Source organism: Ruegeria sp. AB8 (assembly GCF_056542605.1).
On record NZ_JBQGAB010000038.1, the window covers coordinates 1 to 21,852 of the forward strand.

Genomic DNA, 21,852 nt, shown 5'->3' on the forward strand with positions numbered 1-21,852 from the left:
TCTCATCTCCACTCCTTGGCGGTTACGATGAGCCAGAAACCCTCTCTTATCAAATCTACTTAAACTGTCCCATTGGTGCTGACGTCAGACATGTTTTGAAGCTCTTCTTGTTGCTGGCGCGAACCCAACTCTCCAAACTTACACCGGCAAGACGCCAGCCATTTTTGCCGCCGAATTCGGTCGTGCCACGATCTTCCAGATGAGATTGGCATACACGGCATATCAAATGGGCAAAAGCGAGCTTGAGGAAGCGCACAAACTGGCGCAGGACTCTGCGGAGCATTTCAAGGCAAAGCGCAAGGCATATGCCATTCAGGGATATGAAATTGCGGGACGGAAGGGCTTTCAGAGGATTGCTGAGCTTACGTTGAAGGTTCTGGATGGGTGACCTCTTGGAATTTGGGTTGCGAGTGCGGCCCACAGCCGACATTCGATATCTCTCAGAGTTCACTTATCGGCTTCCCGAAAGCTGCCGTTCGTTCAAAACGCAGAAATTTCAATGAGCGGATGGCCGTGAGGCAAACAAACCTGCAAACGTTGAGAAGCGCTGTTAAGCAAACTTGATTGCTTTCAGAGACCCGACTAACGTTTTTGTAACCATATTTTTCGCGATTTTTAGGACATGTAGATATAGATGACACCTGATGTACAAACCGCCCACCGCATAGCTCAAGACCATTGCGCTGCTTGGACAAACCGGGCACCTGGCGATGTCGCCGGAAGATATGCTGAACATACAATCATGATAATGAACGGTGGCGACCCAATGGAGAGCCAGGCGGAGATTGGCGACATGGCGGCGGGATTTATGGCTGACTTCCCTGACCTCGTTCTTAGCCTCGACACGGTTCTCGTCGCCGATCACCACATGGTCTATGCGTGGACTTTCGAAGGCCATCACAAAGAGACTGGTAACCATGTTCGTTTCTCGGGCTGGGAAGAATGGGACTTAGACGACAACCTGAACGTCACCAAATCGCTCGGTTGGTATGATGGTGTGGATTATGAACGTCAAGTTGCGGGAACATGATCATATCCGGCGACAATTCGCGCCCTGTACGCACAGTCGTATACGGTAAGTCAGACCCAATTTGACTGTAGTCGGTGCTCTTTACTGCCTACAGCAAGTGAGAGGGCGTCCATCGGAAAAGGCTTTTCTCATATTCGGTAATTGATTTCGAGAGCCACCGCATGAACAGCTTTGCCGCTGGTCGAACCGGGCCCGGCAACGTGACAAGGTAGTAGCCGATCTGCGGTATTGGATCGTCGAACAGCGCCACGAGTTGTCCCGACTTCAACTCGTCAGAAACAAAAGCCGGTACCGTCGCCCCGATACCATCACCGCGACGGATGCCATCCAGCAGCATATTGCCCGGCACGCGGACAACTCTCCGGTCGGCGTCGGTCGGAATTCCGACTTTTTCTAACCACAGGTCAAACTCGACTGACCCTTGTTCCTGAAGAAGCGTGAAATCAAGCAATTCTGCAGGATTCGTGAGATCCCGGTTTCCGATTAGTTCGCGGGACGCGACAACCGTCAGACAGCCTGGCAGCAGCATCTGCGAGACAAGCCCTTGCCAGCGACCTGTTCCATATCGGATGGCCATATCAATTCCGCCCGGCTTGAGGTCGACAGCTTGGATCGTTGAATCGATCCTCAACTCGATATTGGGGAATTCGTCAATAAACGTCGACAGACGCGGCATAAGGAACGCGCTTGAAAACATCGGAGTCGCGCTGACCACCAACGGTCGAACCGCCTCTGCACTCGACACGCTCTCAGTCACGGAGGCCATTTCCGCGAAGGCTTCAAGCAGGCCAGCCGACAGGAATTCGCCTTGTGATGTCAGAGAAATACCGTGCCGGGTACGGATGACAAGCCGAGTGCCGAGATGTTGTTCGAGCCCGCGGATTTGCTGGCTGACTGCGGAATGGGTCACGTTCAGTGCCTCTGCCGCCCGGGTCAGATTTCGAAACTCGGCAGCGGCGGCGAAGGCTCTGAGAGATGTCAAAGAGGGAAGCGTGCGCCAATCCATAAGTAAGATAATCTAACAATATAGAAAAATTTACAACTATGTGATCCCCTGATGCCGACGCATGCTGGTGCAGTAATTCATTGGCGACCACCGGAGACAAACATCATGAAAATTGCTGTTTTGGGACTGGGCAATATGGGCTCAGCGCTGGCGCATTGCTTGCTCAAGGCAGGCCACGAAGTCAGCGTTTGGAACCGCACGTCGGAAAAAGCAGAGGCTTTTGCTGAGGCTGGAGCCACGATCTGCTCTTCACCGAATGATGCTATTGCGGCGTCTGATTTTGTCATAATTTGTATCAAGAGCCACAAGGAAACTGTTGAACTGGTCAACGGGCTGAGCGTCTCGCCAAAGGGTAAGACCATCTGTGACATGAGCACGGGCGATACCTCGGATGCCGATAGACTGGTCGCCATCCTTGAGGGACAGGGGGCAGGCTACATGCTGGGCATGATCAATGCCTACCCTTCCGGCATTGGTGGTGATGAAACCACAATCCTTACGGTGGGCAGTGCCGGAACCTGGGACCGCTATGGCAGTATCATCAGAGAATTGGGTGGAAAGTCCGCCCATGTTGGAGAGAAACCAACGGCACTTGCCGCGCTCTTTGCCGGCCTCTTCACGGTTCGACAGGGGTTCATGTTCGGAATGATCTACGGTGCACTTGTCTGCCAAAAAGCGGGCATCCCGATGCAGGTTTATGCCGACCAACTCCCTGCCACGATCAAACTGGTCAATGACTACCATGATCTCTTTGCCAGAACTGTTCCGTTTGAAGATTACGACAGTGCGGAAGCCTCCCTGAAGGTTTACGCGATGGCGCAAGAGGATGCGTTGAAGACCTATCTCTCACTTAATGCGCCCGCTGATTTCATCCGGTTGATGCATGAGCGCACCAAGGCGGCTTGGGACGATGGCTACGGCGACAGACAGCTGACCTCACTGGTCCAGCATATGACGGATGCCTGATATCATAGGGCTCCGGCCCTATGCTGCCGTTGGCTAAGGCTTGATGACGCTGCAGTGTGGCCCGCCGAAGGAGAATTTCGCTGCGGTTGAGAGATGCCCGGGAAGATGAGGTCATGCTCACGGAATACACTCTGTCGCCGCACTAAGGTTCACAGGAGACCCGAGATAATGTAGGTATCTATGAAGACTTGACGTCAATAGGTGTGGATCAGAATGGCGCGACAGTTCCCGCTCGAAGGTGACAAAACCTTTCTGGTTTATGCCGGCACTGGCACCGACCTGATATTCAATCATGGCGTTGATTTACCCGGTTTCGCATCGTTTCCATTGCTGGAAGAACCTGGCACCAGGGCAATACTGGCCGGTCAAATGGAGGCACTTGTCGATCTCGCCCATGAAATGAGTGTCGGATGCATCCTTGATGCACCCACATGGATGGCGAACGCCGATCGGGCAGCGCCGTTGGGGTACGATACAGACCGGCTCGTTGAGGTGAACAAAGATGCGGTCAGTCTAATGGAGGAGGTGCGCCAGGCTGCCGCTCGCGATGATGTACTGGTGTCGGCCTGTATCGGCCCGCGCTATGACCCTTACGCCGACGTCCCTCCGGTGAGGGTCGAAGATGCACGCCAATACCACGCCGCTCAAATGCACAGCCTGAAAGACACAAGCGTCGACCTGGTCACCGCTTATACGTTCAACCGTCCAAGTGAGGCTGCGGGATGCATCCTCGCCGCCGGAGACGCAGATCTGCCTATCATCATGTCTCTTGTTGTCGAAACGGACGGGTGCCTGGCAGACGGGACCAAACTTGTGGATGGAATTGACCAGATCGACGCGGCAACCGACGCGGCGGCGCTGTTTTTTATGGTCAACTGCGCTCATCCGACCCATTTCGCCGGAGCGCTTGGCAACCACCCCCGTCTGAGAGGCATCGTGGCGAACGCTTCGAGTTGCTCGCATGCGGAACTTGACGAAGCAGATGAGCTGGACGAAGGCGATCCAGCTGAACTTGGTAAACAGATTGCCTCGATTGCGAGGCAGTATCCGTCGATCCAAGTATTTGGAGGGTGCTGCGGTACAGACATGCGCCACCTGAAATCGATGGCCATCGAATTGGCATAGCCAACTTAGTTTAATCTGAGCGATAGCGCTGATATCTAAGGTGATACCGTGATTTCTTTCCGCCACTTAAGCGGCCCGCACCGGACCTTTGGCTGACCTTGAGGATGCTGCATATGCAGTCTGCAAAGCGGACGTTGGACTGGGCTACTTCTGGCAGTCAACATCGCAAGCTTCAGGGTCGGATCAACGCCAAGACTGTTTGGACTGAAAAGTTTCTACCACCTTTCGCAGAGTTATCGGAGCATCCTGCATCGTGACCCTGTTTTGAGGCGCACCAATTCAAAGCCTAAGCTCGTCCTGAAATCCAAAACGTTCGCCATTTGCCGCGAACTGTGAGGCGGAGGAGGGTTAAAAGTTCGGTACGAAGCCGCCTTTGTTTCTTAACGCTATGGCTGAGGCAGAAAACCCTCGCTCTCGCGGTGTGAGATTTTGGCAGCGCAGCGAGCTACCCGTTTTCAGGTGGCAATTGCAGCGTCAAGTTTTGGGATGTTTGTTAGCTTGGAACCGCTCATGGCTAATACTGAACTTCCGCAAGTGGCAAAGCCCATCGATCACGACTGGTTGCGATGCGAAAGCCAGTGCTACAATGGGTGCCTCAGTCTTCGCAGGACACACGTGTGAATATGAACGCTCCAAGATCGGCAGGTATTGGCTCGGGCCGCTTTGTGCGCAACACGCAGATCTTAGCGGCCTGTCCATCGATATGTCTGTATCCGACTATGCTCTCGTAGAAAAAGTCGCCATTGACCACCATACACTGCATGGGCGCAACTCCGACGCATGGCACTCGATCGGCGGCAATCTCGAACACCAGTTTTTCCTCATCATTACCGGCATTCGCGCTTGGCACCGGCAATGCGCATATGACCGCCATGATCGCAATCGTCAGGCATCCGGGACATCTCGATTTACTCATTAGGATAAATGCGCCTCATGCTTGTTAAGTGTACCCGCCGCGGTATCGGCTGCCGAAGCGGAAATGCTTCGACTCCAACAGCTTAGTTCTGAACCAAAGAAACCCCCGGATGATCAGGTACAGGCATGTTCAGAACCTCGGGATTTTTCAATATACTCGCGTCCAATACAGGAAGGTCAGCGGTTAGCTTCTGACGCGCGTCTTCGATCGCATTCGCCAGATCGGCGACAAGGCCGGTTTCAACCCCATCGCGGGCCACCAGCGCGGCGACAACGGAAATCGTAGTGAACTGTCGACCCGGCTGCCCATACGGTTCCATGTCAATCTCGGCCACTTGGTATACCGGGTTTTGGTTGATAAACTCTGTAATGCCGGGACCCGCGACCGAGACAATTGTCGCCTCACACTTGTCCAGCGCCTGCTGGATCAGTTGATTAGGATGCCCCAGCACAAAGATACTTGCGTCGATGCGCCCCTCGCAAAGCTCTTGCAGAGCATTGGACGGCTCCAGTTCGTAGGTCGCGCCGAACAAGTCCAACCCCTGTCCCATCTCATCAAGGAAATTTCGAATAGACGCGTTCCTGCCGGATGCAGAGCGCCCGATATCTACGGCCTTGCCGCGCAAATCACGAATTGTCAGGATGCCCGATTCTGGTGCCGCCAGGATCGTCACCGCCTCTTTGAACAGGGGGGTAACGACGCGCAGGTCGTCCATTGCCCCATCTTTCGCGAACAAGGTCGTGCCTTCGAACGCAGCCTGCTGCCAGTCCGACTGCGCGATCGCAAAATCCAGCTCACCTGATTGCATCATTTTCAGGTTGTAAACGCTGCCCGGTGTGGGCTCGGGACTGCATCTTCGCAACGAGTCGTCGCGCGCGTTGAAAGCATCGCAGATCGCACTGGCAACAGGGAAATAATTGCCCGCAACATTCCCAGATCCAATGCTGAAGACCTTGACCTCCTGAGCGGCCAAAAATCCCGGGAAAAAAAGGGAAATACCCAAGAAAACACCGAATAACCGTTTTGTCATTGTCCGAACCAATCGTATTATTTCAAGGGTATTAACAAGTGGCAGGGATATGCCTGATTTCATTTATGACATCCCGACCCAAAGCTTGGCTATATGGTTTGTTCTGATCGCTCTGGCTGCGGTTGTAGTCGGATTGTTTATCGTCAAACCCATTCTTCGTATTCTTCTGGGAACAGGCCCCGATTTCAACTCATCAATAAACTATGTGACCTCCGGGTTCAGCCTGTTTTATGGCCTTTTGCTGGGCCTTCTGACGGTAGCAGCTTACCAGAATTCCGAACGTACCAAGGAAAGCATCCTGCTTGAGGCAACATCGCTCGGATCGCTCTATGCGCAGCTCAACGTCTATGCTGAACCATACCGCAGCGAAGTGAAGCTGATCATGCGGGACTATGTCCTCTACACCATCCACACTGAGTGGCCTGCCCACCAAGAAGGCCAGATTCTGAACGGCGGTTACAATCGCGCAGAGGCTATTCGCCGCAAGCTGGCCGAGTATTCCCCCGAAACCGGGGCAGAGCAAATCGTGCACACCGAAGTTGTGTCATCCTTTCAGGACTTTTCCGATGCACGGCAGTTGAGATTGGCCGGTGTTGGAACGGCAATTCCCGACGTGCTTTGGCAGGCTGTGCTGGTCGGCGCCGGGATAAGCATTCTGTTGATGACCATGTTTCGGATCAGGATTCGTCAGCACCTTGTTCTGGGCAGCATCACAGCGGTTTTCTTGGGTGTGATCCTCTTCGTTATCGTGACGCTTGATCGACCCTTGCGCGGTGGTGCGGCGCTGCAGCCTGAACCCTTCAGGCTTCTCTGGAGTCGCCTGATGGTATGGGATGAACCCCCAGGCGAGAGGTTCTGACATGGCCAGGTTCGACGTTACGAATGTCGAGGGGATGCGCCAACTGCGTATGCATCTGGATGAGGAAACGGTTCAGGCCGCCCGGGGCGCGTTGTCCAATTTCCGGGGCGACATATCCTTTACGCCCAGACTGCCCGGGGTGGGGGACATCTTTCGCAATATCTTCGCCCGTGAATCTCGGATCAGGCCATATTACAGCGGGACCGGGACAATCCATTTACAGCCATCGCTTGCCGGGTTTCACGTGTTCGACGTTCAGCCTAAGGAGAAATGGATACTGGAGCCCGGCGAATACTGGGCGAGCGAAGGATCGGTAAAGCTTGGCCTGCACCGTGACCCGATGCTGGCAAGCTGGTGGGCCGGTGATGGCCTGTTCGCCTGGAAGACAACATTGCGCGGTGCCGGCAAAGTAGCGATCAACGCGCCGGGACCGGTCGAAGAGATTTCAGTTACGGATGGAGAGCTCAAAGTGCAGGGCCGCCTTGTTTTAGGCCGTACCTCGGGGTTGAAGTTTCGGTCCGTGCGATCGGCGAGGTTTCCCAGGAACCTTATTTCCGGTCAGACCCGGCTGCGGTTGTTTGAAGGAACCGGAAAGGCGCTGGTGTCATGGACTCCTTACTGGAACGAGTACCTGCATAATCAGATGAGCGGTGGGGACCATATCCAGGGCTCTTTGTTCGAATAGCGCAAGGGCGCTCTTGGTACGTTCAATTAGCTATTTCTGTGATCATCTCAGCGGGAAGGCGTCCGGGCTGATAAGACCTGTCTCTTCCACGATCCAGTCACGTGATGTTAGGTTGTCCTTTGCAGAACTGGATATTTCGCCCGACTCATAGAGCGCGACCGAGCCTTCGCTCACCTCTGTAAGATTTGCTGAGATTGTATCCAGCGTTTCATTCCAACTCAGAATGTTCCAACAAGACCCATAGTAGTTTCTACGGCATCGTCTCTCCTTTTTTTGTCAGTTTTTGCCAACCTTGATCGATGGAGATGAACGGGCTCACTTCCCGATGTATCTTAGAACTTCGGTGTCCCATGCAGGGCTTTTCCGCACCGAAAGCAAAGCGCGATTGAGAACTTCGACATATTCGCTCTCATCCTGCAAGGCGAAGGCATAGTTCTGTTCTTCGAACTCATAGGGCAGCACTTCGAGGTCCTCGAAACGACCCTGCTCTCGGCCACGCAGGATTTCATATTTCAGGGCGGGTGCATCCATGACAACCGCATCGACCTGGTCCGCATCCAGGCTGGTCACCACTTCTGACAAAGTAGCAAAGCTGCGCGCGGCGATGCCTGACCGTTGCAGATATTCCGCCGACGTTGAATCCGCCAGCGTCGCAACCCGCACATTTGCCAGATCGTCAGGCGAGCGTATTTCAGATCGGATTTGCTCCAAGGTAAAGGCACTGGCCAGTATGGCTGTGATGCTGGCGACCATGATCGTGCTGCCCACTGCCAATACGGCGGACAAAATGCGCGCTGTTGGCGTTTTGAACTCGTAGTAGCGAATGGGACCGCGGGTCACGAACAGCAGGCCAATGACCAGCGCCTCCATCACCTTCCCGCCGCGTGTTTTCATCGCATAGAGCTTTGCGTTGATCTTGTGTTCGAGCAGATAGAACACCCCACCTACCAGCGCGGCTGCCCCCAACACGATGATGATCGCGGTCAGAATGCGCGGGTTCAGAAGAAACTGCCGAATGGAACTGAGGTAGCTGGCTTTCTTGATCCCGATGGCTTTGTGGGTCTCGAAAAACGAATGCGAAAAATCCACCCGTTCTTCTCGTTCGGGTGTGATCGACAGACAGGAAATCCCGACAGCCGATTGCCCCGCAGCAACGCTGTCGATCATGTCTCCGAAGTTCATCAGCGTGATGTCATAGTCCAGTCCAAGCTCTCTGGCGACGCGATCCCACAAGAAGATGGCCAGACCATCCAGCTTGTCTGCCTCTCCAATCACAAAAGGCGGGCACAGCGCAGCGGCGACGGGCACGGGTCCCGAACGCTCTTGCGCCCGCGATGGTACGGGCACAAGCGTTATGAAGATCGTCAGGATCGCGGGTAAGATTAGAAACCGGCTAAATATCATATCCTATTGGCATCAGGGTTAAAAACTCATGGACAGAAAAACAGATGCGTCTATTGCATCCAGATTATCTTCAGACAAACTCAGGTAGCCAAAGGAGGCTTCGGCAAAAATGGTCTCGCCCATTCTTGCACGCACACCCAAACGCGTCGACCAGAGCAGATCATCCTGAATCTGCCCCACCGATGGCGCTACCAACCCCAGTTGATCGTTGTCGATCCAGTAGGTCACCCCGAACGTGGCGAATGGTGCGATCACTCCATTCTGTGTCAGGAACGGGCGGCTGATTTCGATTTCGGGCGTCAGGGTGCTGTATTGAGCGCTATCCAGTTCAACGATGATGTCGCGCTGAATTCCGAGTAGTGTCCCAGACAGGTCAAAGTCTTTGCCCTCATAGTGATAATAGTCAAAAGCAAGAGAGGGCCGTATCAGGAAATTTCCGGCCTCATATTCGCCGGTAGCCTGTAGACTGGCTCGCCAGCGCGTTCGATCAAAATCGCCAGTTAACCCCAGAAGTGAGACATCTGAAGACAATTGTCCAACGGTTGCCAAACCATTCAAGGTCCAGTTCTCAGCCATCCTCCAAGCAAAATAGGGTCCGATAGCCCAGCCATTCGTGTCCTGTTCGAACAGGCCGCCGTAGGCGCTGGCATCTGTGTTGTCGAACTCCGCCTGTACGCCCAGAACAAGTGTCGGCGTTACAAGGCGGTCAATGCCCGCCGCGAAATAGCGATCGTTCACGTCCAAATCCCGAACGCCGCGCGTGTCCTCGACTTGCGTAAAGGTGAAGTCTGTCCAAACGTTCCAGGGAGTCGGCGGGGCAAAATCGCGCCCTTCGGTCAGTGGCGGCTTCACAAGCGGGTCACACAGAACTGGGTCCAGTTTGCCATTGGGATCAGTCGTACACGGTCTTTGTTCTGCGGTGTCTGCAGAGCGGTCAAACCGTGTGCTCCCTGTCGTTGGCAAGACACCCACAAATCCACCTCCTGGCACACTGCCTCCGGGTCTTCCGCCAGTTCCACCTCCTCCGGGATTGCCGCCTCCACCGCCTGGATTGCCGCCTCCGCCACCGGGAAAGCCACCACCTCCACCTGGGCCTCCGCCACCACCAGGGCCACCCGGTCCACCGCCGCCTGGACCACCAGGGTTTCCACCACCGCCGCCCGGTGGCCGACCTGGAAGCGACCAATTCCGTTTCTGATTCTGAGTATCAACAAGGCAATCACGCCCATTCGGCGCGGCGCCAACTTCAAACAGCCGATGCACGCCGCCCGACCCGTTTGAAACAAATGGAGAAAAGGACAGATGAGGCCCGCTGCGGTTTTGGTTCCAGGTGTCGACAGTTGTGTTCCCCTGTGCAGCTTCCAGACGAAAATCGCCTCGTGTGGTTATAGACAGCCAAACGGAGGACGACTGGCCACGCGTCTGTCCAATATAGATCAGATCGCCGGACGAGCCGCATTGTTGGGCTACAGCTTCGGATCCCAGCGCGCCGGAAATGGTCAGCGCTGTAATTGATCCCAAAACAGGTGCGATTGTCGTACAGACAGCTGCAATCAATCTGGATTTCATTCGTTTTCCTTGAAAGTCAGAGTTGTACTGCTGCGAAGGTATCGCAGCTATTGGGGTTTCCGGATTTGTACCCTCGGTAAAACCAGTTTTGCCTTTGTTCGCTGGTGCCATGCGTAAAGCTGTCAGGCACTACAACGCCCCGTTGAGCCCGCTGAAGGGCATCGTCCCCGATGGCAGCGGCAGTGTTGAGCGCTTCTTCGATGTCGCCCGGTTCCAGCACCCCAAAGCGTTGATCCATGGCCCGCGCCCAGACACCGGAGTAGCAGTCCGCCTGAAGTTCCACGCGCACGGACAAAGCATTCGCATCGGCCTGGCTGGCCTGATTTTTGGCGCGGTTCACCTGCTCCAACAGTCCCAGGCTATGCTGAACGTGATGGGCCACTTCGTGTGCAATGACATAGGCTTTGGCAAAGTCACCATGCGCACCGAGACGCTGTTCCATCACCTGAAAGAAGGACGTATCGAGATAAACGCGCTGGTCGATCGGGCAATAGAACGGACCGGTTGCGGACATAGCCCGCCCGCAGGCCGATTGGGTTCTGCCTGCAAACAGGACCAGCACCGGTGGTGTGTATTGAATGCCCGAGTCCCTGAATATCTCACCCCAGACCACTTCGGTATCTGCGAGGATGACGGCCACAAATTCCTCTGTTTCATCGTCAATCTGAACGGGCGCATTTGCCTGCGGAGGGGCGACCTGCCCCCCGCCACTCAGAAACGGTGTGATATCAACGCTAAAAAGCAGGCCGATCACGAGGACCACAATCAATCCGGCACCGCCCATACCGGCGCGAGATACACCGCGAGACCCATGGCGTCGGTCGTCGATGTTTTTGCTTGTCCGTCGTCCTTTCCAGCGCATGTGGCCTCCGACCCATCCGGGCGTTTCAAAACCAATTTCTGACGGTTCCCCGATCTACGAGGTTTGAACGGGGAACCGATCCGGATTACCAGAACCTGAGAAAGTGACGCCGGTCCAATCAGGACGATACCGGGTGTCACTTTGCCACCACTCACGTTTCAGTCAGAGTTCTGGCGCTTCCGAATTCCTTATCCGTCGATACCTGCGGTATCACGTGCAGTCTCAGCCGCTGTGCATCGGTTGGTGCTTACGCCGATCGTCGCCTGCTGGACCTGGCGCTTCGCGGCCTTCTCCGGTGTGCAGTCCGGATCCACCACGTCGCAGCCGGCAAGCGCGACAGTGACGATCAGCATCACGCCTCCAAGTATTTTTATCATTGTCCCTTCTCCTTCCTTCTTTGTTCAAAATCCGGCGAGCCCTTCGGCCAGCCAAAACGCAGCAATGCATCCGATGGGATATCCAAGCATCTGGCGCGACGGCCCTTGTGCCATCGACCAGCCCCAAACCGCTTGCGCGCCTTTCCTGACCGTCAGGAACACACCCAACACTGCAAAGATGAAGGCGAGCTGCCCAGCCTCAACGCCGAGGTTGAAGGCCAACAAGGCCGCCGGGATGTCCTGTTCTGGCAGGCCAATCTCGGCCAGCGCTCCGGCAAAGCCCAGACCGTGCAGCAGGCCGAACCCAAAGGAAATCACCCAAGGGAACCGGCTGGCCAGTGTCTTGGGTTTGTCGTCAGAGCGCAGAACTTCGGTCGCCAGAAAGACAATTGACAGGGCAATCACGGCCTCGACCGGCGGGCCCGGGACGTTCAGCACGCCGAAAGTGGCCAGACCCAACGTGATCGAATGCGCGACGGTGAAGGCAGTCACCGCCCAGATCAACTGGCGCAGGTTGCGGATCAGAACCAGCAAGGCAAAGACAAACAGCAGGTGATCCCAGCCTTCGAGGATATGTTCAAAGCCCAACACACCATATTGCCATAGCGTCTGGATAAGCCCCTGTTGCGCGGGCAGTGTCACAGCGGATGCGTCGGGGGTCAGGCGGAAGGTTGCCATGTTCACCGTGTCCAGATATCCCACCCGCAGCAGGACATCTGTTCTTTGCGCCTCAAGCCCGTCGATCCGTATTGCGTTGCCGCGCAGGTCTTCGGTGCAGGACATGCGCCAGACTTGTGTCCAGGCGCGACCGTCAAAGACTGGTGCATCAAAGGTGGGCGCGGTACAGACCTCCGGAAGCGCAACGTCGATATCCATCGGCGCGCCGCGAACATCCGGCTTGCGCCAGAACACGTACCAATCACTGTCGGTTTCCTGCGAGATTTCCAGATAACCCGGTTCCAGCGCGTGGGCATGGCTAAAGGCAGGCGCCAGAAGACCCACCAGTAGCGCGATCAGCGTCAGCAGGCGCTTCATGATTCACCCACAGAGTGGTTAGCTTCTGCAAGGTCCTCGATCACATAGGTGGATCGCAGATTCTCTATGAACACCTCCGTCGCGCGCTCGGCCTGCTTCTCGCGCCAATCGGCCAAAACGCGATCCCGGATCGCGCCAAAAGGTGGCAAGACCGCGTCCCATCTGTTGTCGAGACGAACCATATGAAGCCCGAAGGACGATTGAACAGGTCCGCTCCATTCCCCCAATGGCAGGGGTTCCAATTGGTCAAAGAAACCCGTTCCGAAGTTGCCATCAACCAAAGTGCGCGCGCTGAGTTCAAATCCTGTTGGAAGCAATGACGCCTGACCCAATTGGCGGTGATCTTCGCCGGCGGCCAAACGCGTCCGCGTCTGTTCAACGAATGTCTCGCTTGGGGTTTGCCCCAGATAAACAAGGCTGGCCGCAAGCCGCGCGGGGGTCGTGAATGCGTCGGCGTTGTCGGACAGGTATGTTTGCAGCACTTCATCCTCTGGTCGCGCAGCACCCGCCTCGGAGGTCAAAAGGAAGTTCATCTTCTGCACCAACCGGTTGCGGATGATCTCATCATTGCCATCCAGCCCCAGCGCCAATGCTTCGCGGTACAGCACTTCGCGGTTCAGCCAATCCTCTTTGAGTTTTGCCAGCTCCTCGGCCGTCGGAGGGCGTCGCCAGGTGGACTCAAACTGACCGGCCAGAAGCTCGACCTGCCGCTGATCTATGATGATAACCCGGGCATCCGGATCAACGGCCCACTCGTCCGGTTGCGCCAGTTTGAACCAGCCAAAGATCGCAAGGCTGAGAACCGCAAAATGCACAAACGGTTCCGTAACAATTCGCCGGAACAGGCTCTGTTTGCTTGCCGTCGGCTTTGACCCGCGCGGAGGATTCCTTGTCTGCCAGCTCACATTCAACAGTTCGTCATCCATGCTTTCACCCGCCCTTGGGCAACAATAGTTTCAGCGTAAAACTCACTGTGTCGGCCGACGAGATCGCGTCATCGTCAAAGTTGTGTTCGTAAGACAGGGACCACTGCCAGGGCAGGCCTCCGCCTTTGACGAGCTTGGACACTTTGACCCCCAGTGGCAGGCTGCTGAATTCGCCGGCCTCCCAATCATAAACGAACACCATCTCGGATGTTCCGGCTGACCAACCATTGCCAAGGTTGTAATTGAACACAGGCTGGATTGTGGACAGATTGACATCTGGCCGGTCACCATCCCCAGCGACGGTGAAAAGGTTCTGGTTGAAAAGCCCCCAAAGCCCCCATTTTTCCTGTTTCGCAAATCCTGCCGCTGGTCCCAAGGCCCATTTCTCTGCGCTCAATCCATCCTCACCCGTGGGCAACAGAGCCACGGCACCCACTCCGAAACGACCCCAGCGCCGATCAAAGGTTATAAGGTCAAACAGGGTGGTGTCGCTCAGCCCCGACTGCCCGGTGGCGCTGTCCGTCACATATGGCAGTGTAAGCCGTGCAATGTGGTTGGTTGCCCCCAACTTAAACGGGATCGCGGCGCGGAATTGCAACAGGCTGCTGTTCTCGGGTGAATTGTGCAGTTTGAACGAGTGAAACCCCTGCAGCTGAAACGACATGATCGAAGCCGTCGGGTCATTGGCCGCAGATTGCAGCGATTCCGAATTGCCCTGCGCCTGAACACCCGAAGGGACCAAAAGAGCAGCCACCAACCACCACATGATAGTTTTCTTCGACACGTTTAACACCCTGATTTCACCTTCAAAAAGACAGAGAGATCACGGCCGTCAGGACATCGCTTTCAAATCGACGTTTTGCCGCAAACTCATGCGTATACTTGAGCTTTAGGGAAGCGTCGGCACCCAGCAATGTTCCGCCATCGTAGGTGACAAGCGGGCCAATACCGCTGACCTGAGCCCGCAGGCTGCTGGCCCCCAAGGCGATCCGGGTGAGCTCGGCGCCTGCACCACTGTCATCTTCAAGCTGATGGTAAGTGTACCCGGCAAGACCAACCCCCCAGCCCGAGCGGAATCGTTGCACAACGGCTCCTTCTAATTGAAATGCAGGAGCAGTCTGATAGTCGGTCGCATCGTTTTCTTCGCTAAACAACAGGCTGGCCGCGCCCGAAACCTCAAAACCACGCTCCGGAACGAACCAGGTTGCGGCAAAAAAGGGTTGGAAAGACCAGACATTCTTGCCGGCATTCAAAACTTGGACGGTGCGCTGCTGAACGTTAATAGATGCGGTATTGTATTCGCCAGTTGGCGCATAAACGGTCAGGCCAGTGCTGTAATGCAGATTTCCCCGGTGCCACCCCACCAGACCGGTCAGACTGATGTCGCCGAAGCTTGAGAGCGTGTCGTCAATGTTCGCACCCTGCAAAGGGGGACGGATCGCGGTAAAGGTGAGTTCGGCGACGGGAAAGGGGACGGTGAGATTTATGGCGGGTGTTCCGCCAAAGAGCTGCGCGTCGAAAACCTGAGTTACACCCAGTCGCCAGAGATTAAGTTCAAGGTCTGCGTCAGCTGCGATCGGAAGCCCCGCAAGCGAAACACCGTCTACGCTGCCATCAAGATGATCGAAGGTCAGGCTTGTGTAAGTTCCCGGCTCTGGAACAAATCCCGCAAACGTATCTCTGGTTCCCAGAAAATAGGCGCCCAACCCTCCTTCAACCGCAACCGCCGGTTTGACTGGCAGAACTGCAAACGTAGCTATGGCCGCCGCACCCATCGCTGAGCGCATCTCGCGCAAAAGCCTTTTCATTTGTCACCTCGTTCTAACTTCTTGACGCGGCTGCCGCGCTTTATTGGGGTTTTAGGGTCAGGGCGTGTACCAGATGGGCGACGTGTAGGCGCGTTCCTGCGTGGTCATCGGCGTGCCTTCTGGCATTTCTGTGCCAAACTTTACCGCGTCGTAAGCTGTCCAGCGTGGCGTTGGGATTTCGATCACGCGAGCGTAATAGAATGCAGGTTCTGAAGGGTCGAAATCGGGGTCGGTCCAGACGGTGCCTAACTCCGGCGCGCCTATCGAGTTGGTCCAGGAGGGAATAGACAGATCGACGGTGTTGCCCACAGGAGGCAGCTTGCCGGCTGCATCCGGCGACCGATCACCACCCCACGCCACATCGTAGACCATTTCCATGGCTTCTCCGCTTTCCCCGTCGATCCAGCCTTTGATGATCTGAATGCGATCGAGGTTTGCGCCATTTGGATCGCGCAAAGAGTAGACGAGAAAATCTGGCGCGTCCCCGCCCGAGGGTGTTGCCAAGTCACCACCCATAGGCACCCCGCCGGAATAACCGATGCGAGCGAGATCTCGCCGCGCCAGAGCATCGCGGTCGTAATCCCCTCCGAAGAAACGCACTGTCATGCGCGGCCCAGTCGTCCCGTAGGCCTCACGACGTCGCATCGCATCAAAAATCGACTCACGCGTATTTTCCCGCGCCCAAACAGCCGTCAATCCTGCGGCGTTGTATTGGGAAGAATAATAGGCCGCCTCTCCATCCGGAAATCTCCGGCCCACGTGGACTGCGCGTTCTGCGTTCGGTTCATAGGCGGTGAATTTCCCGAAGAAGTTATCCTCAGCCACCGTTGTAAGGCCAGTATGGGTGTCCGTTGCAGCACTCGCGCCGAATTTAAACGGGTTCACTCCCAATTCTGCTTCAAGAGCCAACCCCCTCAAAAGGCCAGATCGTGCGTAATCGCCCGGTAGCATTTCCTTCGTTTTGCGTTCAGAACTATCGAGATTTCCGTAGTCCCATGTTTCGAAGTCGGCGAATGTGTCATCGGGCGACAGGAACGGATGCGCTTCACCATCTCCCTTGTACTGTGTCCATTCGTAAAGCGGCTCCCATTTCTGGCGCAGTTCAGCGTATTCCCGGTCCAGAGGTGGGGTGCCTTCTGCAAAGTCGTCAACCAGTGAAAACATCCAACCATTGGACAGGTTACCGTTATGGGCGATCGCCAATGCGTCGCCGCCCGTGGTGTCCTCGTAAGTCTGAAGCCAGGTATATAGATCACGGGGGTTCGGTGATCCCATCGGCGGCGTCGTGGTGTAGGGTACAAGCTGTCGGGTCTTGTCCGGCCCATCGCGGAGAATGACGTTACGATGCAGGTTGTTGCCGCTTACGAGCGACGTCCATTCGTAGGCGGCGAAGGTCGTGAAAACACCGGGCTGGTAATACTCCTCGGCAATGGTGACCAGATTGTCCCAAACGCGCTCATAAGCTTCGTTGCCCGGTTGATAGTTCAGGGCAGGACTGAGCGTGCCTTGCGCGAAGCTTGCGGTCATCTCCTGCGCCGCTCTGAGTGCAGCTTCGCCGCCTTGATTAAATGCTTCGTGGAAACTGCGCCCCTGTTCATCCGCCATTATATTCGGAGCACCCGAAATTATATCGGTGATCGCGCCCATCCCGTCGGAGTGATCTGTGATCATGTAAAAGTCGAAAGGCCGCTCGAGTTTGACAGGCTGGCCCGTGTTTGAGATCACCTGTTCGCCACGCGCAAACCGGTAAGCGTCGCGCGGCATCAGCCGCGTTCCGCCGCCGCCGGCATCCGCCGAAAGGCTGGTATGAACATGTGTATCCCCAAAGTAGACGCGCTCTGGGTACGCCCGGTCCGCGTAGGGCGAATAGGGTCTACCTTTCAAAACGTTGGCGGTCGCGTTGGGTGGCGTTTCTTGGCATAATGCTGCGGTTGCAGCAAAAACGAAAATGGTAGAAGCAATTGAAAAAGTGTTCATTAGAATTACTCCGGAGTATACCAAATGGGAGATGTATAGGCGCGGTCCTGGATGGAGATCGGAGCTTCTGGTGGAAGTTCGACACCAAAGAACTTGCGGTCGTAGGTCGTCCAACGCGGCGTTGGGATTTCCAGAACCCGTACATAGTAAAATGCACTCTGATCAGGATCAAAATCCGGATCTTCCCAGTAACCGCCAAGAATGGCTTGGCCGATTTCATTGGTGTATGAAGCCTCCTCGGCATTAACCGTATCGCCGACCAGACCATCACACGCCCCGTCGACAACCTCGCGACCACCGCATGAGACGTCATAGACTTTCTCGGATGTGGTGTCGTCGGCGTTCAGCCAGCCTTTAATGACCTGAACCCGGTCCAGGTTGGCTCCGTCGGGGTCTCGCAACGCCCGAATTAGGAATCGCGGCACACGGCCTTCACTCTTTCCCAGATCACCCCCCATAGGTACGCCATTGGCGTAGCCATGTGCCGCGAAGTCCGACCGAGGGAGGTCGGATTCTTCAAAATCGTAGCCGGCAAAAACGCGCACCCGGATGTGAGTGCCCGAAGTTGCGTAAACCTCTTTGCGCATCATTGCGTCAAAGATCGCTTCACGTGTATTCTCGCGAGCCCACACAGCGGTGAGGCCTGAGGCGGAGGTTTGCCAAGCGTACTGCGCGACGCTCTCGTCACCCCCAATCCCACCGACCACTTCTTCAAACCGGATCGGATCCGCCGTCGGTTCGAGGGCCACGACTTTACCGAACATATTGTTTTCTTGAGCGGTTGACAGCGAGGTGTGGGTATCCGTCGAGCCAATCATCCCAAATTTGAATGGGTTCACGCCAAGCTCGGTACGGTAGGCCAGACCTCGCTTCAGCGCTTCACGCGCATATTCGTTGGGGATCATCTCGGGCGTTTTTGGGTTCGGACCAAGTTGTCCTTTGTCCCATGTCTCGAAATCCGCAAACAGGTCGTCGGGTGACAACATAGGATGGGCTTCGCCATCCCCTTTCATTTGCGTCACCTCATAGAGCGGCTCCCAACGGGCGCGGCGAGTTGCGTAGTCGGCATCAAGAAGCTCATCGCTATCCAGTTTGACGGTGTCAAACATTAGTCCATTTGACAGATTGCCGTTGTGCGGAATTGCCAAGAGGCGGTCGCCGGTATCTGCCTCATACTGCGCCATCCAATCCCAAAGATCTTCTGGGTCTACGCTGTCATACGCTGAAAACGGCAGTCGTGTATCGGCGTTCCCTTTGCCTCCACGATAGATCACGTTGCGATGCAGATTCGAGCGATTGAACGCCGAAGTCCACTCAAACCCGATAAAGGCAGTGAAGGCGCCTGGCTGGTTATGCTGCTCAGCTGCTGCGGTTATCTCTTGCCAAACACTATCGTACACGCCGGGCACATCTGCTAACGGGTCTTCACCAGATGCTTTGGTCAGCGAAAAAATCTCCCAGGCTCCGGGTAGATCCCCTGCATCAACGGCGGCCTGAAGCGACTGCCCGTATTCCGTTTCAAGCAGTCGAGGATCTCGCGCCGCGAGCAGCGGCGCAGTTCCCAGATTTTCGGCGTGATCTGCCACCACGAGAAAATCCAGCGGGCGGGCCAGACGGGCCTTCAGCCCGGTCGATGACGTCACCGTTTCTCCCTTTGCGAAACGATAAGCTTCATCCGGTCCGATCGTGTTGCCGATCAGACCAGCGTCAGCGGAATACGTCGTGTGCACATGGGTGTCGCCAAAATAGACCTGATTTGGAAAATCCTGACTGGGATAGGGTGAATACTCGGCAGTAGGAGCGACAGGTGGCGTGTCCTGGGCCAATGCGGCCGACGCCAGAATCGAGGAAGTCAAGACCACGCTCGAAGAGTAAGAAACAAACGAAAATGGCAATCCGCACCTCTAAATATCTCTTTGAGATTCATGTTGACTATGAAGGGTTGGGGAAATAATTACGTCCAAAAGTGGACGTTGCAAATTGAAGTTCGAAGAAAATCTCACGTTTCTGCGATCAAATGGTTGGCTGGCAAGCCTACCAGATCACTTACAAAAGCCATTCGAACAGAAGCTGTTCTTCCGGAAAATCGAAAGAGGAGACAGGCCGTTTTCTATTGGAGCTGAACCGGGCGGCATGGTGGGATTGGCTGACGGTTGCTTGGAGCTCGAGGTATTCGTCGGCCCGCGTTCACCGCAACCGTGTTACTTGCTTCACAGTGGACACTGGGTAGGAGAAGCATCTTTGTTTCGAGGAAATCGCCTAATGGGTGTTCGGGCCAAGCGCTCCAGCATTGTAGCTTACCTGGAGTTAAAGGCACTTCGTGAGATCGCGGATCAGGCCCCAATTCTTTGGAAGCATCTTTTTGATCTGTCTCAGCAACACAACTTGCAAATACTTCGCATAGCCGACTCTTTAATGGAGCGCGACAGTCGTAAGAGACTGGCGCTAATCCTTCTACAATTGGCCGGGTGCTACGACAGCTTTGGAGGGCGGCCTGCGTTGATAGATTTCGACCAACGAACCTTGGGAGGGATTGTTAACTTATCCAAAGGTAGGCTGAGTCCACTATTGAATCAGATGCAAACTGATGGATTGTTATCGATCGAACGAGGCGCAATCCGTCTTACGGACGTTGATCAATTAGAGGCTGTTGCCATGTCCTGATACTGGTGCGCCAAGGAATCGCAGCAGTATACGCTCATAGGTTTTCAATCAGACCATCGACTTTTTGGGTTTCTTCCAGACGGCGTTGACTGACCTAAGACAAAGCGGGTTGAAATTTGCGTAACGATGTCGGCAAAAGCAATAGCATTGCGATCGCAGCGGCAATCAGTGGGGCATTCATGTCGATGCGATACAACCAGGTCCCAATGATCGGCCCCACAGCCAGCCCCAACCCCCGGAAGGCTATGTTCAAACCTGCGACTTTGCCCTGAACTCCCGGTCCCACCGAAAGACTCAACCCACCCATTAAGCATGGAACCAAACACCCCAATGATCCGCCAATGATGAGCATCGCAATCGCGGTGGAAAGTACCCTTTCCGCGGCAAACAACGCGATCAGGCCGATTAGGACACCCAATCCAGAGCCCCAAAACAGCGACACCGACACCGATGTTCTACAAGCTGAAATAATCAACTGCGAGATAGTGAGCGCAAATGTAGTAAGCGCCAAAATGAGACCCGCTGTTGCAATTGCATCAGTGCTTGAGAGGTTCAAACCATCTACCAGCCTGAGCCCGATCGTGGGAACAATCATCGCGTAAGATGTGAAGCCCAGAAAGGTCATCAAGAAAAAGTGCCACACATTCCGAACAGGTACAGGTTCTGTTGATTTTCTACCCGCCGCTGCATGCACATTTGGTAAACAGACGTACGATATAGCAAAGGCTATTATTACGCCGAGGACCAATAGGAAGAAACCAAAGGCTATCCCACAACCAGCAGCCGACCAAAGAAGTATAGAGCCAAACAGAGCGCCTGCGGTCACTGACGCTCCCATGGCACCCATGCCCGAGACACGCCAATCGGTCGCCGTTGTATCCGCAATGAGGGCTTGCGTCGTTGTTAGCAAAGCCCCGCCGAAGATACCTTTTATCGATCTCGCCACAACAAGCATCCAGAATGCCGACGTTACAGTTAGCGTCATCATATTTGAGAAAACCAAGGCCATTGCCAACGGCCCAACAGCAACCATCGGAAGCGAGATCAAGATAAGAGTTCGCCGATTTACCTCCTCGGCAATCGTGCCCCAGACAGGCGCGGTCGGAATAACGAGAAGTGCACCGAGACCAAGGATGATCCCAACCTGAAACTCGCTCATGCCAATATCCCGTGCAGCAACGCCGAGCCCCCCCGTAAGAAAGGCGTTCGAGGCGGCGTAGATGAAAACACCTAAGACAATAACGAGCTGCGGTATGGACTTTCTCCGTAGTTGGTTGCCAAGGTTTCTTGCGCTGCCATAGAGGATGGCCGGATCAGTCCTGAAGCAATGCAAAGAAGTCCGCGCATAAAGGGTTTCGCTCAAATTTCGGGGTCGCTGCTGTATCATTGATAGCAATAAAAATTCTTGCAATTATCCAAATTTGGATAATTGATCTATGCTGTTAATCAAATGATAGGACCGAAAGTGAGAAGGGTTGCGCTAAGGGTGTCTGACGTCAGCACCAATGGGACAGTTTAGGTCGATTTGATAAGAGAGGGTTTCTGGCTCATCGTAACCGCCAAGGAGTGGAGATGAGAAAGAAACCCGGAACCAAGCAGAGCTACGGTGAGAA

The 21,852-nt window shown here is 55.1% G+C and carries 23 protein-coding genes; 8 read left to right on the top strand and 15 right to left on the bottom strand.

The window, feature by feature from the left end:
• The 3 genes from ACR0CG_RS22145 to ACR0CG_RS22155 form a co-directional block, all read left to right on the top strand.
• Nucleotides 1-203 (top strand): hypothetical protein (locus ACR0CG_RS22145; protein WP_480527555.1); only part of this gene is annotated, 203 nt, incomplete at its 5' end.
• Nucleotides 200-388, top strand: a complete 189-nt coding sequence (locus ACR0CG_RS22150) for a hypothetical protein (RefSeq protein ID WP_480527557.1) — start codon at nt 200-202, stop codon at nt 386-388. The genes ACR0CG_RS22145 and ACR0CG_RS22150, both read left to right, overlap by 4 nt.
• Nucleotides 389-634: 246 nt before the next feature.
• Nucleotides 635-1,030, top strand: a complete 396-nt coding sequence (locus tag ACR0CG_RS22155; RefSeq protein WP_170682339.1) for a nuclear transport factor 2 family protein — start codon at nt 635-637, stop codon at nt 1,028-1,030.
• 88 nt (nt 1,031-1,118) lie between these two features.
• Here ACR0CG_RS22155 and ACR0CG_RS22160 read toward each other — a convergent pair whose 3' ends face one another.
• Nucleotides 1,119-2,012 (bottom strand): LysR family transcriptional regulator, encoded by an 894-nt coding sequence (locus ACR0CG_RS22160; RefSeq protein ID WP_170682338.1) that lies wholly within the window; start codon nt 2,010-2,012, stop codon nt 1,119-1,121.
• A gap of 129 nt (nt 2,013-2,141) precedes the next feature.
• Between ACR0CG_RS22160 and ACR0CG_RS22165 the strand changes: the two genes are divergently transcribed.
• Complete coding sequence (locus tag ACR0CG_RS22165) at nt 2,142-3,002, top strand: NAD(P)-binding domain-containing protein (protein WP_170682337.1); 861 nt, start codon at nt 2,142-2,144, stop codon at nt 3,000-3,002.
• A gap of 213 nt (nt 3,003-3,215) precedes the next feature.
• Nucleotides 3,216-4,127: a homocysteine S-methyltransferase family protein gene (locus ACR0CG_RS22170; RefSeq protein ID WP_170682336.1), complete on the top strand. Its 912-nt coding sequence runs from the start codon at nt 3,216-3,218 to the stop codon at nt 4,125-4,127.
• 595 nt (nt 4,128-4,722) lie between these two features.
• Here the strand turns inward: ACR0CG_RS22170 and ACR0CG_RS22175 are convergent.
• Nucleotides 4,723-5,043, bottom strand: a complete 321-nt coding sequence (locus ACR0CG_RS22175; RefSeq protein WP_480527560.1) for a DUF4377 domain-containing protein — start codon at nt 5,041-5,043, stop codon at nt 4,723-4,725.
• An 82-nt stretch (nt 5,044-5,125) separates the two neighbouring features.
• Nucleotides 5,126-6,046 carry a TAXI family TRAP transporter solute-binding subunit gene (locus tag ACR0CG_RS22180; RefSeq protein WP_480527562.1) on the bottom strand — a complete coding sequence of 307 codons (921 nt, stop codon included), beginning with the start codon at nt 6,044-6,046 and terminating at the stop codon, nt 5,126-5,128.
• Nucleotides 6,047-6,122: 76 nt separating this feature from the next.
• Here ACR0CG_RS22180 and ACR0CG_RS22185 point away from each other — a divergent pair, with 76 nt between their 5' ends.
• Nucleotides 6,123-6,932, top strand: a complete 810-nt coding sequence (locus tag ACR0CG_RS22185; RefSeq protein WP_170744535.1) for a bestrophin-like domain — start codon at nt 6,123-6,125, stop codon at nt 6,930-6,932.
• A gap of 1 nt (nt 6,933) precedes the next feature.
• On the top strand, nt 6,934-7,617 hold the full coding sequence (locus ACR0CG_RS22190; protein WP_480527564.1) for an AIM24 family protein: 684 nt from the start codon (nt 6,934-6,936) through the stop codon (nt 7,615-7,617).
• Between the two features lie 315 nt (nt 7,618-7,932).
• On the opposite strand, the gene ACR0CG_RS22195 is transcribed toward ACR0CG_RS22190, so the two are convergent.
• From ACR0CG_RS22195 to ACR0CG_RS22245, 11 genes are all read right to left on the bottom strand, one after another.
• Nucleotides 7,933-9,021 carry a transporter substrate-binding domain-containing protein gene (locus tag ACR0CG_RS22195; protein ID WP_480527566.1) on the bottom strand — a complete coding sequence of 363 codons (1,089 nt, stop codon included), beginning with the start codon at nt 9,019-9,021 and terminating at the stop codon, nt 7,933-7,935.
• Nucleotides 9,022-9,039: 18 nt separating this feature from the next.
• Entirely contained in the window at nt 9,040-9,873 is an 834-nt protein-coding gene (locus ACR0CG_RS22200; protein ID WP_480527568.1) for an autotransporter outer membrane beta-barrel domain-containing protein, read from the bottom strand.
• Nucleotides 9,870-10,250: a hypothetical protein gene (locus ACR0CG_RS22205; RefSeq protein ID WP_480527570.1), complete on the bottom strand. Its 381-nt coding sequence runs from the start codon at nt 10,248-10,250 to the stop codon at nt 9,870-9,872. Before ACR0CG_RS22205 ends, ACR0CG_RS22200 begins: the two co-directional genes overlap by 4 nt.
• A 356-nt stretch (nt 10,251-10,606) precedes the next feature.
• Nucleotides 10,607-11,452, bottom strand: coding sequence for a KPN_02809 family neutral zinc metallopeptidase (gene ypfJ, locus ACR0CG_RS22210; RefSeq protein ID WP_480527571.1), 846 nt, complete (start codon nt 11,450-11,452; stop codon nt 10,607-10,609).
• A 188-nt stretch (nt 11,453-11,640) separates the two neighbouring features.
• The gene (locus tag ACR0CG_RS22215) at nt 11,641-11,829 is read right to left on the bottom strand and encodes a hypothetical protein (protein WP_480527573.1); all 189 of its coding nucleotides are present in this window, start codon (nt 11,827-11,829) and stop codon (nt 11,641-11,643) included.
• A gap of 24 nt (nt 11,830-11,853) precedes the next feature.
• On the bottom strand, nt 11,854-12,864 hold the full coding sequence (locus ACR0CG_RS22220; RefSeq protein ID WP_480527575.1) for a HupE/UreJ family protein: 1,011 nt from the start codon (nt 12,862-12,864) through the stop codon (nt 11,854-11,856).
• Nucleotides 12,861-13,790: a peptidyl-prolyl cis-trans isomerase gene (locus ACR0CG_RS22225; protein WP_480527577.1), complete on the bottom strand. Its 930-nt coding sequence runs from the start codon at nt 13,788-13,790 to the stop codon at nt 12,861-12,863. Before ACR0CG_RS22225 ends, ACR0CG_RS22220 begins: the two co-directional genes overlap by 4 nt.
• A gap of 4 nt (nt 13,791-13,794) precedes the next feature.
• A complete protein-coding gene (locus ACR0CG_RS22230; RefSeq protein ID WP_480527579.1) occupies nt 13,795-14,574 on the bottom strand; it encodes a hypothetical protein in 780 nt (259 codons plus the stop codon).
• A gap of 22 nt (nt 14,575-14,596) precedes the next feature.
• A complete protein-coding gene (locus ACR0CG_RS22235) occupies nt 14,597-15,598 on the bottom strand; it encodes a SphA family protein (protein WP_480527581.1) in 1,002 nt (333 codons plus the stop codon).
• A gap of 57 nt (nt 15,599-15,655) precedes the next feature.
• Complete coding sequence (locus tag ACR0CG_RS22240; protein ID WP_480527583.1) at nt 15,656-17,575, bottom strand: DUF3604 domain-containing protein; 1,920 nt, start codon at nt 17,573-17,575, stop codon at nt 15,656-15,658.
• A gap of 5 nt (nt 17,576-17,580) precedes the next feature.
• Complete coding sequence (locus tag ACR0CG_RS22245) at nt 17,581-19,437, bottom strand: DUF3604 domain-containing protein (RefSeq protein ID WP_480527586.1); 1,857 nt, start codon at nt 19,435-19,437, stop codon at nt 17,581-17,583.
• Nucleotides 19,438-19,555: 118 nt separating this feature from the next.
• Here ACR0CG_RS22245 and ACR0CG_RS22250 point away from each other — a divergent pair, with 118 nt between their 5' ends.
• A complete protein-coding gene (locus tag ACR0CG_RS22250; protein ID WP_170336620.1) occupies nt 19,556-20,239 on the top strand; it encodes a Crp/Fnr family transcriptional regulator in 684 nt (227 codons plus the stop codon).
• Between the two features lie 94 nt (nt 20,240-20,333).
• On the opposite strand, the gene ACR0CG_RS22255 is transcribed toward ACR0CG_RS22250, so the two are convergent.
• Nucleotides 20,334-21,602, bottom strand: a complete 1,269-nt coding sequence (locus ACR0CG_RS22255; RefSeq protein ID WP_170336617.1) for an MFS transporter — start codon at nt 21,600-21,602, stop codon at nt 20,334-20,336.
• Nucleotides 21,603-21,852 lie beyond the last annotated feature (250 nt).

Bases quoted from the DNA above. Each gene is read 5' to 3' on its own strand.
- ACR0CG_RS22150 (WP_480527557.1), top strand. From the start codon at position 200: ATGAGATTGGCATACACGGCATATCAAATGGGCAAAAGCGAGCTTGAG.
- ACR0CG_RS22155 (WP_170682339.1), top strand. From the start codon at position 635: ATGACACCTGATGTACAAACCGCCCACCGCATAGCTCAAGACCATTGC.
- ACR0CG_RS22165 (WP_170682337.1), top strand. From the start codon at position 2,142: ATGAAAATTGCTGTTTTGGGACTGGGCAATATGGGCTCAGCGCTGGCG.
- ACR0CG_RS22170 (WP_170682336.1), top strand. From the start codon at position 3,216: ATGGCGCGACAGTTCCCGCTCGAAGGTGACAAAACCTTTCTGGTTTAT.
- ACR0CG_RS22175 (WP_480527560.1), bottom strand. From the start codon at position 5,043: ATGAGTAAATCGAGATGTCCCGGATGCCTGACGATTGCGATCATGGCG.
- ACR0CG_RS22185 (WP_170744535.1), top strand. From the start codon at position 6,123: ATGCCTGATTTCATTTATGACATCCCGACCCAAAGCTTGGCTATATGG.
- ACR0CG_RS22190 (WP_480527564.1), top strand. From the start codon at position 6,934: ATGGCCAGGTTCGACGTTACGAATGTCGAGGGGATGCGCCAACTGCGT.
- ACR0CG_RS22195 (WP_480527566.1), bottom strand. From the start codon at position 9,021: ATGATATTTAGCCGGTTTCTAATCTTACCCGCGATCCTGACGATCTTC.
- ACR0CG_RS22205 (WP_480527570.1), bottom strand. From the start codon at position 10,250: ATGGGCGTGATTGCCTTGTTGATACTCAGAATCAGAAACGGAATTGGT.
- ypfJ (WP_480527571.1), bottom strand. From the start codon at position 11,452: ATGCGCTGGAAAGGACGACGGACAAGCAAAAACATCGACGACCGACGC.
- ACR0CG_RS22215 (WP_480527573.1), bottom strand. From the start codon at position 11,829: ATGATAAAAATACTTGGAGGCGTGATGCTGATCGTCACTGTCGCGCTT.
- ACR0CG_RS22220 (WP_480527575.1), bottom strand. From the start codon at position 12,864: ATGAAGCGCCTGCTGACGCTGATCGCGCTACTGGTGGGTCTTCTGGCG.
- ACR0CG_RS22225 (WP_480527577.1), bottom strand. From the start codon at position 13,790: ATGGATGACGAACTGTTGAATGTGAGCTGGCAGACAAGGAATCCTCCG.
- ACR0CG_RS22235 (WP_480527581.1), bottom strand. From the start codon at position 15,598: ATGAAAAGGCTTTTGCGCGAGATGCGCTCAGCGATGGGTGCGGCGGCC.
- ACR0CG_RS22240 (WP_480527583.1), bottom strand. From the start codon at position 17,575: ATGAACACTTTTTCAATTGCTTCTACCATTTTCGTTTTTGCTGCAACC.